Source organism: Polynucleobacter difficilis (assembly GCF_003065365.1).
GTDB lineage: Bacteria > Pseudomonadota > Gammaproteobacteria > Burkholderiales > Burkholderiaceae > Polynucleobacter > Polynucleobacter difficilis.
In genome coordinates, this window is record NZ_CP023276.1 from 1211198 (window position 1) to 1223428 (window position 12231).

Genomic DNA, 12231 nt, shown 5'->3' on the forward strand with positions numbered 1-12231 from the left:
CCTCTTGTCGCTGATTAACTCTTTCCCATGCTTCTAAGGCTCTCTCGCTTACGCGAAGATATTCCAGCATTGCTTAAGTTAGCAGGTCCATTGCTAGTGGGTCAGCTGGCTGTGATTGCCTTTGGAGTCCTCGACACCGCCATGACGGCGCGTTACTCTGCAGATGATTTGGCAGCATTAGCCATGGCTTCGGCGATATTTATTAGCGTGTACGTGGGCCTTACCGGTGTTGTTTCGGCATTGGCTCCCATTGCGGGTCAACTGTTTGGCGCAAAACGATATGACGAGATCGGCGAGGAAGTTCGTCAAGCCATCTGGCTTGCAATTCTGCTGAGCCTATTCGGCGCACTGGTTCTTTGGAATGCCGATTTGATCTTAGACATTTCGCAAGTCAGTCCCGAGATCCATGCAAAAGCCAGTTTATACATGCACATCTTAGTGCTGGGATTACCTGCCAGCATGGCCATGCGCGTACTCATTGCCCTGCACAATGCCGTATCTCGGCCAACCATCATTACGATCGTGCAACTGATCGGCTTGGCCGCAAAGTTCCCGCTCAACTATTTATTTATCTATGGCGCTTTTGGCATTGAAGGCATGGGAGGCCCCGGCTGCGCAGTAGCAACCGTCATCATCAATTGGCTTTGGCTACTCATCACCTTGTGGATTGTGATTGCTGGACGTTTTTATAAGCCCTTTGCTCTATTCACTCGGTTTAGCAAACCCGATCTTCACCGCATCGGGGTCATGCTTAGACTGGGCATGCCAATTGGTTTTAGTTACCTCATAGAAGTAACCTCATTTACGTTTATGTCGCTCTTTATTGCCCGCCTTGGCACGGAAGCCTTGGCCGGGCATCAAATTGTGGCCAATATTGGCACCGTAATCTACATGGTTCCTTTATCCCTATCCATTGCAACCATGACCTTGGTATCGCAATCGATTGGCGCCAATCAACAATCGAAGGCCGAGCAGATTGGATGGTCCTCGGTCTTTTTTACGACTACTGCTTGCGCCGTCATTGGTCTTACGGCCTGGTTTTTTAGAACAGAGTTGCTTAATTTATACGACCCCCCAGAGGAAGTAAAACAGTTTGCGGTTCCGCTCTTTTTGTTTATCGCCTTCTATCAAATATTTGATGCCCTGCAAGTCAGCGCTGCTTTTATTCTGCGCGCCTACCGCATTGCTTTTTGGCCAATGCTCATTTATGCCCTCTCACTTTGGGGCGTCGGGCTAGGTGGCGGCTATCTATTAGGATTTAATATCACCGGCAATGTGCCATTAGCATTGCAAGGTGCAAGTGGCTTTTGGGCGGCCAATAGCCTGAGCTTAGGGGTTGCTGCTGTCTTCCTGCTATACCTCTTCAAGCGCACTGCAATCCGCTTTCAGAAAACGCATCCGCCGGTATTGGTTTAATCGGGATTCGCCAGGACTGAATATAAGCCCGTTTCTACTTTTCTAAAGCACTGACTTTGCCATTCCATCGAAACGCGATGCTCTGATCCGGCGCTGCCATTTTTTTATCTTTACCGGCATAGTTAATTCGTAATAAAAGATCCCGAATTAAATTGAGGTGCGCTTGTTTTTTATTGTTGGCGCGCACGATGGTCCAGGGCGCTTCTGCTGTACTGGTCTTCAGTAACATGGCATTGCGGTAGGTACTGTACGCATTCCATTTCTTTTGGGCCTGCTGGTCAATCGGGCTGATCTTCCACTGCTTAAGGGGATCCTGCTCGCGCGACTCAAGCCGCTCCTTCTGCTCTTTCTTGGAAATATCCAAGTAGTACTTCAAAACAGTGACGCCCGACTGAATCAAGATCGATTCCAGCGGATTAACGGTGGACATAAATGTAGCGTATTGTGCTTTGCTGCAAAAGCCCATCACCATCTCAACACCAGCCCGGTTGTACCAGCTCCGATTAAAGAGGACGAATTCACCTCGTTTAGGTAGCTGGGCGATGTAGCGCTGAAAGTACCATTGGTCCGCTTCCACATCGGACGGCTTGCCCAAGGCAACTATCCGGGTCTCGCGCGGACTCAGATGCTCGGTAATCGCCTTGATCGTGCCGTCTTTACCAGCGGCATCTCGGCCTTCCAAAATAACCAATATCTGATTACCATTGGCAATCAGGGATTTCTGTACCTTGACGAGCTCAATCTGTAAGGCGTGCAGTTCTGTTTCGTAATTACTCGAATCAACATCCTGAACCGCATTCTTGGTCATTAAGCGCCAGTATTGCCTGTTGGTAAAGTATTTGTAGGAGGGCTGGCTTTCACGGCCACTTTTTTAGCTGCCGGTCTTTTTGCCGCTGCTTTTTTAGCAGCTGGTCTTTTCACTGCGGCTTTTTTGGCGGGAGCTTTCTTCGCTATGGCTTTTTTGGCGGGCGCTTTCCTTGCTACGACTTTTTTGGCGGCCACTTTCTTGCTGGCTGCCTTTTTGGCCGCTTTTTTCTGTTTTACTGCCTCTTTTTTGGCATCGTTTGCTGCTTTAGACGCCCTCGCTTTATCCAGCTTCTTTAAAACAGCACTTTTTGTGGCATCGAGCTTATCGAGTTGTTTAGTTAATTTTTTAATAGTCTTTGTAGTGCTCATGTAGATTCCCTCCAGATTCGTGCGATTTAATAAACTACTATCGGATCATCGTATGACGATTTAGTAGTGATTTCAAGGGATTGTGACAATTTAGGACCATTTTTTTGATGCGGGCGCCCGATTACAATAAGCGCATGGTATTTATCAAATCCATCCTAAGCCTGCTCTTTTTCATATTTTTTACTGCAGCCCACGCTCAGGTCAGCACGATAGCGGTTGCGGCGAACATGAAGGATGCCTTTCTTGCCATTGAGAAAGAATTCAAAGTGGATCACAAGGGTGATTTTCGGGTGATCTATGGGTCATCCGGCAATATCTCCGCCCAGATTTTGAATGGCGCGCCGTTTTCGCTCTTTATCTCGGCAGATGAGAGCTACCCACTGGAACTCTTTAAGCGCAAAATGACAAGGGATGAAGGCAAGGTCTATGCCATCGGCAAAATTGCCTTGCTTAGTAAAAAATCAAAGGGCATCGCGATTGGGAGTAGTAAAGCAGAGCTCACGAAGGCCATTAAACAAGCTAATAAGATTGCCATTGCAAAACCAGAATTAGCGCCCTATGGTAAAGCAGCAGTCGACTATCTAAAAGCCGAAGGCCTCTGGGATCTGGCTAAAGACAAACTCGTCTATGGCGATAACATCAGTATGGCAACCATGTATGTTGCCAGCGGATCAGCCGATATTGGCTTTACCGCCCTATCCTTGGCATTGGCGCCAGGGGTTGCGAAAGAGACGGAGTATCTGGTTTTAAATCCTGCGCTCTATGAGCCAATCCAGCAACGTATGGTTCTGATGAAAAATGCACCTCAGGAAGCTGTCGCTCTCTATCAATTTATGCAATCGCCCAAAGCGCAGGCCATATTGCGAACCTTTGGCTATCAAATACCGTAAGCTTCTTACGGTATAAAACTATCCAAACGGACCAAGCACAATAAAGGCATCCCGATGCAGCACAATCTAGAAAAGCGTCTTCCGGTCACCGTTTTATCGGGTTTTTTGGGCGCAGGTAAAACCACCCTACTCAATCGAATTCTAGCCAATCGAGAGGGTCTGAAAGTTGCTGTCATCGTGAATGACATGAGTGAGCTCAACATTGACGCTTCCCTCATTAGCAAAGGCAGCGCCAATGCAGGCGGAGCCCTCTCCCGAACCGATGAAAAATTAATCGAAATGAGTAATGGCTGCATTTGCTGCACGCTCCGCGAGGACTTGCTTGTCGAAGTGCGCAAGTTAGCCCAAGAAAATCGATTTGACTACCTCCTGATTGAGTCGACCGGCATTGGAGAGCCGATGCCTGTTGCTGCGACCTTTGATTTTGAAGATGAGGAAGGAAACTCACTAAGTGAAGTTGCCCATTTGGATACGATGGTCACCGTAGTTGATGCTGTCAATTTATTTAAGGACTATCACTCCGAAGACCTGCTGGCTGATCGAGGAACCATTGCGGACGAAACCGATAATCGCAGTTTGGCTAGTCTGCTCACTGAGCAAATTGAGTTTGCGAACGTCATTGTCATTAGCAAGATTGATTTAGTAGATGAGCAGCAACTCGCAAAAGTGACGGCCGTAGTGAAAGCCCTTAACCCAAGTGCTAAGGTAATTTATGCAAACCAGGGAGACGTTCCCCTGAAAGCGATTTTAGGAACGCAGCTGTTTGATTTTGAAGAGGCTAGTGGGATGCCGGGCTGGATCCGGGAACTAGAGGGACAACATACCCCCGAAACCGAGGAGTATGGCATCCAGAGTTTTATTTACACCTCGCGCGAGCCGCTCGATCCAGTTCGCTTTGCGGCCTTCTTAGAGTTGCCACTGACTGGCGTTTTGCGGGCTAAAGGCTATGTTTGGTTAGCCAGTCGTCCTGAATGGGCCATCGCCTATTCGAGGTCCGGCAACATTGCCAATGTAGAGCCGGCTGGTTACTGGTGGGCCGCAACCGAGCGTGCGGATTGGCCAGATAAAAATGACCCCGAATACGTAGACATATTAGAAAGCTGGGAAGAGCCCTATGGCGATCGCGTCAATGAAATTGTGTTTATTGGCCAGCACCTTGATCGATTAGCAATTGAGTCGACTCTGAAGGCATGCGAGCTTACTGCTGCTGAAAAATCCCTACCGCAATCCCACTGGAAATCGGTCGAAGACCCTTTTCCAGTTTGGGACAGTATCGAAAACTAAAACGGCTTACCGCAGAGGCCTAAAGCTGGGAACCTGATTGCCCTTAGCGTACATGCACTGCTGATAAGCAATGTTGTATTGGGTTTGTGCTTGATCTTCTTTATTGGATGCGCCCATGGCGCCCATCGCCGAGCCACCCAGCAGACCAATGCCTGCTCCTGTTCCAATGTTCTGACTACTTCCTCCTTGAATGACTGCTCCAGCAGCAGCGCCAATCGCAGCACCAATCAATGCGCTGGTAGCACCCTGCTTCAGTGCGGCATTCGAGGTATCTTCCACGGCTTTAGCTGCGAAGCTTCTGCACTCCTGATCTTCTTTTTGGAATACATCAAATGGCTTGCCTTCTCTTGGCATTACCGTAACGGTTGGGCCGGTGGGCGCTGATGCGCAGGCCGCTAAGGTCAGTATGAGTGCAAAGGGAACAAGAAAACGAGTCATAGGTAGGTCTTTCAAATAAAACGGTAGGAATAGTCGCTAATTAATACGCGCAGGATTAGAAGGTTTTTGTTGGCTTTGTGTTTGTGGCGGAGGTACCGCAGACTGAATCAGCCAACCTTCAGGGCATGCCCCTACATTCGGGAAATACTGTGCAGCGGATGCACAAAAATACCAAACTGGGGGCTGGGCTTGGGCCGCCAAAACAATGGGTTCAACTAGAACTGGCTGCACATACACTGCAGGTGGTGGGCTAAACGCGTATGGGTATCCGGCCGGGTATCCCCATCCATTGCCCCAGGCTCCGTTCCACCCTGCTCCCCAGCCACCGTAACCGTAAGGGCCACCATTCCAGTACCCTCGTCTAAATCCAGGTCCATAAGGCGCTCCATAACCAGGTCCATATGCAATTGGGCGATAGCCATTGCCACCAGAAACGCCGACAGCGACATTCCATCCACCCGCGCTGGCGGGCGTTGGCAATGCCATCAATGCGATTGCAAGGCATAGGCCCGCCATGCCACAAACCCAGATATCGGTAGCTTTCTTTAGCAATTCAGGCGTATTTGCGGATGGAGTCATCGCATATCCCCAATAGTTAGGCAGTGAAGATTGAAAACCTCAGTGCATGGATCAATTTAGCACTTCTACTTTAATAACGCAGCACTTAGGCAGAAGATGACAAACTTATAAGGTATTGCAGCCTTCAAAACCCTAATCAATCCTGATGCCCACCTTTTGGATTAGCTTGGACCATTTATTGGATTCTTCTAGGATGAGCTTACTGAGCTCACGCGGACTGCCTGGATTGGGTTCTAGGCCGCTCATCAGAAGCTTTTGCTTCACTTCGGGTTTTGATAAAGCCTCGATTGTTAAGCGATTGAGCTGTTGTTGCAGATCTTTGGGCAGGCCTGCGGGTGCCATCAAGGAGAACCAGGAAACCGCCTCAAAATTAGGCAAGCCCTGCTCTGCCAGTGTCGGTATCTCGGGCGCAGCCGGTGAGCGTTTTAGGGTAGTGACTCCCAAGGCCACAATCTCCTGTTGCTGGATTAAGGGCAAGGCTGAAGATAAGTTATCAAACAGCATGGATATGCGACCGCCCAATAAGTCAGGCAAGGATTGTGCTCGGCCCTTGTAAGGTATGTGGCGTATTTGCACTCCCGCTATTTCGTTAAAGAGTTCGCCGGACATGTGCAGCGACGTACCTATTCCCGAAGATCCAAAAGTCAGTTGATTGGGTTTTGATTTGGCGAGAGCGATTAACTCACGTAAGGAAGTGACGCCAAGCTGCTTATTAACTACCAGTACATTGGGTGTGCTGGCTAAAAAACTGATTGGCGTGAAATCCGCAATCGGATCAAACGGCATCTTGTTATAAAGCGCCCCATTAATCGCATGAATGCCCACCGTGCCGATAAGTAAGGTATATCCATCTGGATTACTTTTGGCCACGATATCTGCGCCAATGTTGCCGCCAACCCCAGGGCGATTTTCGATTACCACCGGGACATTTAAGGCAGGCTGCCAACTTTCAGCCAATACACGTGCCAAAATATCCGGCGCACCCCCGGCCGGGAAAGTCACCACAATCCGAATGGCTTGCTTTGGCCAAGCAGTATTTTTTACGGGATTGGATTGTGCCGGTGCATTGATCGTCAGAAATAGTAAGCAGCATAGCAGCGCTAGTTTTTGAAAAGATGCAACAGCCATTCGCACTACCTGCATGCTAAATACCAAAGCGTTGGCGCAGCCACTGCAATCCATCGTAGCTCACTGGATCATCAGCACAGGGGCCTATTCCACACTCGAGCAGCGTGAAGAACACGTTCGCAAGCACCAGCAAGATGAACCAAATCACCAAGGCTTTAGCAAACCAACCGTGATTGCGGACGCCGCCGCTCGGCAACATCATTGAGATTGCTTGGGCCGCAATTAAGCCGATGAAGCCCACGAAAGACCACGTATAAAAATGAAGCTCTAAAAAGGTGTTACCAAAACCAGCATCACCGGGCATGATGTGCAACAAAATTTGACGCAACGATACCGCCATACCGGTCACGCATCCTAAAATGCCCCAACCATAATGCGCACTGTGTGCCCCAAAGCGAATATTCAGGACCAGCGCAATACCAACCAATACATAGGCAACACGCTGCAATAGGCATAGCGGGCAAGGCAATTCCCCAAAATACAATTGATCAAAGAAGGCGTAGCTCAATGAACCATTGACGGCCAATAAGGCTAATAAATTACCAAGGCCTGCAAACGAAAAGGGATTGGCGCGCATTAGAGGCTAATATTTAAATGAGTGGTCGCATGAAACTGAAACCACGCTAGCAATATGAGCAGGGTAATGCCAGTAAAGCTCAAGGCGAGGGTGCGCCGCTCGTACCAAATGCACACAGTAGCAAGTAATGCGGTCACAAACGGAAGGAACATATACATGCGCTCATTCTAGCGTATGCCCATGCGATCAAAATGGCCCACTGCCTAGGGAAATAGCGTATAAATGGTTATTGCAATGTTTTTAAAGCGAATCCAAGCGTATGGCAGCAGATCAATACCGCTATGACCCTGATCACGACATCGCCTTGAATGTTCTGGGCGAGCCGATCGTCCCTTGCTCATTTGACCCCCTCACTGGATTTTTTCGGGATGGCTGTTGCAAAACCGATGAGCAGGATTTAGGGAGTCATTTGGTCTGCGCCATCATGACAAAAGAATTTCTGGTGTTCAGTCTGGAGCGAGGCAACGATTTAATTACCCCAAGACCAGAGTGGCAATTTCCAGGCCTAATACCTGGAGACCAGTGGTGCCTTTGCCTCAATCGCTGGAAAGAGGCGCTTGAAGCCAAGTGCGCGCCCTTGATTCAGCTCGAGAGTACGAACATCAAAGCCCTCGACCAAATTGATTTAGCTACCTTAAAACAATACGCTGCGAAAGACGGCTTACTTTAAACAATTCGTGTCTTCAATAGAGGCAAGCCAACAACCTCGCCCTCCAGCACATCGCCTTTTTTAATCGGACCAACACCTGCCGGTGTTCCAGAAAAGATTAAATCACCGGGTTGCAGCGTAAACAGCGTTGAGAGGTAGGCAATCGTATCGGGCACATTCCAAATTAACTGATTGAGATCGCCCTCTTGGCGCACTTCGCCATTCACCATCAAGCGAACACTACCTTGCGCCGGATGACCACACTGTGAAACTGGGACTAAGGCAGAGCATGGAGCAGATTGATCAAAGGCTTTTCCAGTATCCCAAGGCCGCCCCATTTTCTTTGCTTCCCCCTGCAAATCACGGCGCGTCATATCCAGACCAACGCCGTAACCATATACATGGTCCAAGGCTTTATCAGCAGCAATATTGGCACCGCCCTTGCCAATCGCCACCACCATCTCAATCTCGTGGTGCACATCGTTCGAGAGGCTGGGGTATTGCATATCAGCCCCGTCCGTCACGATTGCGCTCGCTGGCTTCATAAAAAAGAATGGCGGCTCGCGATCCGGATCATGGCCCATTTCACGCGCATGATCAGCGTAGTTTCGACCAACGCAATAAATACGGTTGACTGCAAAGCGGCGGGTATCCCCTACTACTGGCAAGGATGGCAAGGCAACGGGCTCAATCACATACTGGGTGCTCATAAAAACCTTTCTTTACTGTATCTACTGATGCGGGTGATGCGGCAAATCTTTGTGCCGAATTTTTAAAAACAGAATACTGCATGACAAAACGAACGTGATGGCATTGGCCACAATAATGGGCCATTGGATCAATAGGATGCCGTAGACCAACCAAAGAAAAACGCCTAGCGTGAAAAAGCCATACATCGCCAAAGACACGCCCGCTAGATTACGTGTGCGCCATGAACGCCACGCTTGGGGCAAAAAGGCCAAGGTCGTCAGCGTAGCGGCCACCGTTCCAATCAGGTTAACAAGATCCATAACTAGGGATTGTACTAAGCGCAGTCTTCGAATGATCTAGATCAAGCATATGCATCCATACTATTGTTAAAGTGGCGTATGCAGTATGTATAAGGCATATTAGTTGCCAATAAACCATAAAAATACTCAAACGGCTTTGATGCCGCAAAGGAATACAACATGAACCGATTTATTCAGAGGCGTTTTTGGATCGCTGCACTTGCTACAAGCGCAGTTTTATGTGGAGCTGGGGCAAGCCCGGTTCTAGCGCAAGCTTATCCCAACAAGTCGATTAAATTAGTTGTACCCTTCCCGCCAGGTGGCGCTACTGACGTCATTGGGCGCATTATGGCGCAAGAGCTCTCCAAGTCTCTTGGGCAGCAAGTGATTGTCGATAATCGCTCAGGCGGGAGCGGCAATATTGGTGCAGATGCGGTCGCAAAAGCACCGAATGATGGCTACACCTTGTTAATGGGCGCCATGACCTCGCACGCCATTAATGCCACGCTTCAAAAAGCCACGATTACGTACGACCTAGAGAAAGACTTAACGGCAGTTTCTATCGTCGGCGTTGTGCCCCTGGTGTTTGTTGTCAACCCAACAGTACCGGTGAAAAATATGAAGGAATTTATTGCTTATGCAAAGGCCAATCCCGGTAAGCTGACCTATGCCTCCTCTGGAGCCGGCGCGCCGCAACGCTTGGCTATGGAAATGCTGATGAAGGTAACTGGAATTGATATTTTGCACGTGCCTTATAAAGGCAGTGGGCCCGCCATGACCGATCTCGTTGGTGGCCAAGTCCTGAGTATGGCTGAGACTGTTCCTGCGGCGCTGTCCTTCATTCAAAGTGAGCGTCTGCGACCACTTGCTGTCAGCACTGCCAAGCGCGTAGCGCAGTTACCCGATGTGCCAACCGTAACCGAAGCGACTGGCATCCCCAATTTTGATGTGGTGTCCATGTTTGGCATTGCAGCCCCGACCGGTACCTCAAAAGCAATTATCGATAAGTTAAATGCAGACATTCGAGTTATTCTGCAGCGACCTGAGGTGCAAGAGCGCATGCTTGCCGCTGGCGTTTATGTCAACTACCTAAATGCAAATGACGCGACCAAGAAAATCAACAATGAAGTGGCAATGTGGGCCAAGGTAATTAAGGATGCGAACATCAAAGTCGATTGATGCTCATGTGGCTTTTCAGCCAAACGAAATACAGTAGTTCGTATTGATTAAAACCGGTTGCGTAAAGGCAGCCGGTTTTTTTATGCACCCAACTGATCCGCTAGGTGATTAAAGTCAGTTGCATGAAAAGTAGTCCAACTCACATGCTCTAAATCCGGATTGGCTTTCTTAGGCCCGAATTCGGCTGGACGTTCTATAAACGCAGTCTTTAGACCCAGCGCATGGGCTGCTGCCAAATCATCTTTATGCGATGCAACGAGCATGGTTTGCTCTGGAGGCAGATCAAAGGTTTGACCAACGCCTAGATAGGTTTCTGGATCGGGCTTGTAGTGCCGAAATACTTCTGCCGACAAAATCAAATCCCAAGCCAAGCCGGCATTTTTCGCCATATCGGCCAACAAACCTAAATTGCCATTCGATAGCGTCACAATCGTGAATTGACGCTTCAGTCGCGTTAAGCCAGAAACGCTATCAGGCCATGCTGCGAGGCGGTGCCAAACCAAATTGAGATTGCGCTTTTGTTCCTCAGTTAGGGAAGTAATTCCCAAATCCAGCAACACCTGATCCAAGATCATGCGATGCAAGTCGTCAATTTTTGTCCATGGAAGTTCGCCAGAACGAACACGCGCCATAGCAGGTCGATAGCCATTACGCCAAGCGCTCGCAAAATCAACCGGGTCTACGGATAACCCTAAGCTACTAACTTCGCGCACAATCGATCCATGCCAATCAACCACCGTACCAAAGACATCAAATGCCAACACCTTCACTTGGCTGGCGGGAGACGGTTTATTCAAGGTAATGCTCCTTAGCAGTCTGCTCGATTGGGTATTTTGATTTTAGCTACTTTCGGGGCCGGACAGTCGCAGCTCGGTAGCCCACCTGCTTTGACGCCAAAACCTGTAAGGACTGGATGAACTTTTGTATCGGCTTACTAGCATGGGTCTTGGGTGACATGGCTAAATAGAACGTCTCTTCTTCCAGCGGAACAAAACCCAAACGAAATTGCGCTGCTATGTACTTGAGGCCCAGTGCCGCGTCAGCGGCGCCAGCCACGATTGCCGTAGCCACCGCAGTATGCGTAAACTCTTCATGGCGATATCCTCGAATCCGATCGCTCCCGATGCCCTCTTTCTCCATCAAGGTATCGAGCAGTAAGCGTGTTCCCGCGCCCTTTTGCCGATTGATAAATCGCACCTCGGGACGAGCTAAATCCGCCAGTTTTTTTATTCGCAAAGGATTGCCGGTAGCCACCATCAGCCCTTGCGTACGTCGCATCACGGGATAAGCCATCATCCCCGCTTTTTTTAAATGGGCCTGCACTTGCAACAAACTATCCTGATCAGGCAAATGAAATCCAGCAATATCAGCATCACCGCCAAGCAAACGCTCGAGCGCCTGACCTGATCCCATGGTTTGATAATCAATATGAGCGAGTCCATCAATAGCCTGCTCAATTAATGGGTCGCTACTGCTGCAACAAACCCAGCCGACTGGGCGAGGATCAATCCATGACGAAAGCTCACCGGATAGTCGCCTCACTTCATCTTGACTCACCCGATCAAAGCGACGCTCCATTTGGGTAACGGAGTTCAAAAAGGATTCTGCTGCTGGACTGAGCTTAGAGCCATGGCCTTTGGTGCTCAGCAATAAAGGCGTACCTAAGGCATTTTCTGCCACTTTAATTTGATTCCATAAAGTCCGATACGAAACATCGAGCGCCTCTGCGGCTGATTGAATGGTTTTGCCTCGCTGGACTTCCCGCAACAGGATGGCAATGGCTGACAAATCAGCAGATGAACGACTCTTGCCGCCGGACTCTAGCGTTAGGGCGGGCTTAATCACGATATTCATATCAGCTCATATGTAATTAATTGCATATTGATTTATACACCGAAGGCATGAATCATAACAACTTCTTTTAAA

Annotated in this window: 16 protein-coding genes; 5 read left to right on the plus strand and 11 right to left on the minus strand. The window is 49.1% G+C overall.

Features of this window, described 5'->3' with window-relative positions; translation table 11 throughout:
• Positions 1 to 27: 27 nt before the first annotated feature.
• Positions 28 to 1416, plus strand: coding sequence for an MATE family efflux transporter (locus tag AOC34_RS06170; RefSeq protein WP_108469245.1), 1389 nt, complete (start codon positions 28 to 30; stop codon positions 1414 to 1416).
• A gap of 34 nt (positions 1417 to 1450) precedes the next feature.
• Here AOC34_RS06170 and ppk2 read toward each other — a convergent pair whose 3' ends face one another.
• Both ppk2 and AOC34_RS06180 read right to left on the minus strand, forming a co-directional pair.
• On the minus strand, positions 1451 to 2224 hold the full coding sequence (ppk2, locus tag AOC34_RS06175; RefSeq protein ID WP_108469246.1) for a polyphosphate kinase 2: 774 nt from the start codon (positions 2222 to 2224) through the stop codon (positions 1451 to 1453).
• Positions 2224 to 2592: a hypothetical protein gene (locus AOC34_RS06180; RefSeq protein WP_199908275.1), complete on the minus strand. Its 369-nt coding sequence runs from the start codon at positions 2590 to 2592 to the stop codon at positions 2224 to 2226. The genes ppk2 and AOC34_RS06180 overlap by 1 nt, the downstream gene beginning before the upstream one ends.
• Before the next feature lie 134 nt (positions 2593 to 2726).
• Between AOC34_RS06180 and modA the strand changes: the two genes are divergently transcribed.
• Entirely contained in the window at positions 2727 to 3482 is a 756-nt protein-coding gene (gene modA, locus AOC34_RS06185; protein WP_108470089.1) for a molybdate ABC transporter substrate-binding protein, read from the plus strand.
• Positions 3483 to 3536: 54 nt separating this feature from the next.
• Entirely contained in the window at positions 3537 to 4766 is a 1230-nt protein-coding gene (locus AOC34_RS06190) for a GTP-binding protein (protein ID WP_108469247.1), read from the plus strand.
• Between the two features lie 6 nt (positions 4767 to 4772).
• Here the strand turns inward: AOC34_RS06190 and AOC34_RS06195 are convergent, their stop codons facing one another.
• The 5 genes from AOC34_RS06195 to AOC34_RS10240 all read right to left on the minus strand — a co-directional run bounded on the left by AOC34_RS06195 (position 4773) and on the right by AOC34_RS10240 (position 7640).
• Complete coding sequence (locus AOC34_RS06195) at positions 4773 to 5204, minus strand: glycine zipper family protein (protein WP_108469248.1); 432 nt, start codon at positions 5202 to 5204, stop codon at positions 4773 to 4775.
• 36 nt (positions 5205 to 5240) lie between these two features.
• Positions 5241 to 5783, minus strand: a complete 543-nt coding sequence (locus tag AOC34_RS10235) for a hypothetical protein (protein WP_159074828.1) — start codon at positions 5781 to 5783, stop codon at positions 5241 to 5243.
• 132 nt (positions 5784 to 5915) lie between these two features.
• The gene (locus AOC34_RS06205; RefSeq protein WP_108470090.1) at positions 5916 to 6911 is read right to left on the minus strand and encodes a Bug family tripartite tricarboxylate transporter substrate binding protein; all 996 of its coding nucleotides are present in this window, start codon (positions 6909 to 6911) and stop codon (positions 5916 to 5918) included.
• 16 nt (positions 6912 to 6927) lie between these two features.
• Positions 6928 to 7488 carry a disulfide bond formation protein B gene (locus tag AOC34_RS06210; protein ID WP_108469250.1) on the minus strand — a complete coding sequence of 187 codons (561 nt, stop codon included), beginning with the start codon at positions 7486 to 7488 and terminating at the stop codon, positions 6928 to 6930.
• Positions 7488 to 7640: a DUF5993 family protein gene (locus AOC34_RS10240; protein WP_159074829.1), complete on the minus strand. Its 153-nt coding sequence runs from the start codon at positions 7638 to 7640 to the stop codon at positions 7488 to 7490. Before AOC34_RS10240 ends, AOC34_RS06210 begins: the two co-directional genes overlap by 1 nt.
• A gap of 107 nt (positions 7641 to 7747) precedes the next feature.
• On the opposite strand from AOC34_RS10240, the gene AOC34_RS06215 reads away from it, so the two are divergent.
• Positions 7748 to 8158 carry a DUF2237 family protein gene (locus AOC34_RS06215; protein WP_108469251.1) on the plus strand — a complete coding sequence of 137 codons (411 nt, stop codon included), beginning with the start codon at positions 7748 to 7750 and terminating at the stop codon, positions 8156 to 8158.
• Here AOC34_RS06215 and AOC34_RS06220 read toward each other — a convergent pair.
• Positions 8155 to 8847: a fumarylacetoacetate hydrolase family protein gene (locus AOC34_RS06220; RefSeq protein ID WP_108469252.1), complete on the minus strand. Its 693-nt coding sequence runs from the start codon at positions 8845 to 8847 to the stop codon at positions 8155 to 8157. The two genes, AOC34_RS06215 and AOC34_RS06220, sit on opposite strands and share 4 nt — an antisense overlap.
• 21 nt (positions 8848 to 8868) lie before the next feature.
• Positions 8869 to 9147, minus strand: a complete 279-nt coding sequence (locus AOC34_RS06225; protein WP_108469253.1) for a SemiSWEET transporter — start codon at positions 9145 to 9147, stop codon at positions 8869 to 8871.
• Positions 9148 to 9306: 159 nt separating this feature from the next.
• Here AOC34_RS06225 and AOC34_RS06230 point away from each other — a divergent pair, with 159 nt between their 5' ends.
• Positions 9307 to 10305, plus strand: a complete 999-nt coding sequence (locus tag AOC34_RS06230) for a Bug family tripartite tricarboxylate transporter substrate binding protein (protein WP_199908276.1) — start codon at positions 9307 to 9309, stop codon at positions 10303 to 10305.
• Between the two features lie 80 nt (positions 10306 to 10385).
• On the opposite strand, the gene AOC34_RS06235 is transcribed toward AOC34_RS06230, so the two are convergent.
• On the minus strand, positions 10386 to 11102 hold the full coding sequence (locus AOC34_RS06235; protein ID WP_234408058.1) for a haloacid dehalogenase type II: 717 nt from the start codon (positions 11100 to 11102) through the stop codon (positions 10386 to 10388).
• Positions 11103 to 11148: 46 nt separating this feature from the next.
• Positions 11149 to 12159 carry a substrate-binding domain-containing protein gene (locus tag AOC34_RS06240; protein ID WP_108469255.1) on the minus strand — a complete coding sequence of 337 codons (1011 nt, stop codon included), beginning with the start codon at positions 12157 to 12159 and terminating at the stop codon, positions 11149 to 11151.
• Positions 12160 to 12231: the final 72 nt, after the last annotated feature.

Excerpts from the sequence above, each read along its gene's own strand:
- AOC34_RS06240 (WP_108469255.1), bottom strand. The coding sequence starts at position 12,159 with ATGAATATCGTGATTAAGCCCGCCCTAACGCTAGAGTCCGGCGGCAAG.
- AOC34_RS06180 (WP_199908275.1), bottom strand. The coding sequence starts at position 2,592 with ATGAGCACTACAAAGACTATTAAAAAATTAACTAAACAACTCGATAAG.
- AOC34_RS06195 (WP_108469248.1), bottom strand. The coding sequence starts at position 5,204 with ATGACTCGTTTTCTTGTTCCCTTTGCACTCATACTGACCTTAGCGGCC.
- AOC34_RS10235 (WP_159074828.1), bottom strand. The coding sequence starts at position 5,783 with ATGACTCCATCCGCAAATACGCCTGAATTGCTAAAGAAAGCTACCGAT.
- AOC34_RS10240 (WP_159074829.1), bottom strand. The coding sequence starts at position 7,640 with ATGTTCCTTCCGTTTGTGACCGCATTACTTGCTACTGTGTGCATTTGG.
- AOC34_RS06225 (WP_108469253.1), bottom strand. The coding sequence starts at position 9,147 with ATGGATCTTGTTAACCTGATTGGAACGGTGGCCGCTACGCTGACGACC.
- modA (WP_108470089.1), top strand. The coding sequence starts at position 2,727 with ATGGTATTTATCAAATCCATCCTAAGCCTGCTCTTTTTCATATTTTTT.
- ppk2 (WP_108469246.1), bottom strand. The coding sequence starts at position 2,224 with ATGACCAAGAATGCGGTTCAGGATGTTGATTCGAGTAATTACGAAACA.
- AOC34_RS06190 (WP_108469247.1), top strand. The coding sequence starts at position 3,537 with ATGCAGCACAATCTAGAAAAGCGTCTTCCGGTCACCGTTTTATCGGGT.
- AOC34_RS06170 (WP_108469245.1), top strand. The coding sequence starts at position 28 with ATGCTTCTAAGGCTCTCTCGCTTACGCGAAGATATTCCAGCATTGCTT.
- AOC34_RS06205 (WP_108470090.1), bottom strand. The coding sequence starts at position 6,911 with ATGGCTGTTGCATCTTTTCAAAAACTAGCGCTGCTATGCTGCTTACTA.
- AOC34_RS06220 (WP_108469252.1), bottom strand. The coding sequence starts at position 8,847 with ATGAGCACCCAGTATGTGATTGAGCCCGTTGCCTTGCCATCCTTGCCA.
- AOC34_RS06210 (WP_108469250.1), bottom strand. The coding sequence starts at position 7,488 with ATGCGCGCCAATCCCTTTTCGTTTGCAGGCCTTGGTAATTTATTAGCC.
- AOC34_RS06230 (WP_199908276.1), top strand. The coding sequence starts at position 9,307 with ATGAACCGATTTATTCAGAGGCGTTTTTGGATCGCTGCACTTGCTACA.
- AOC34_RS06215 (WP_108469251.1), top strand. The coding sequence starts at position 7,748 with ATGGCAGCAGATCAATACCGCTATGACCCTGATCACGACATCGCCTTG.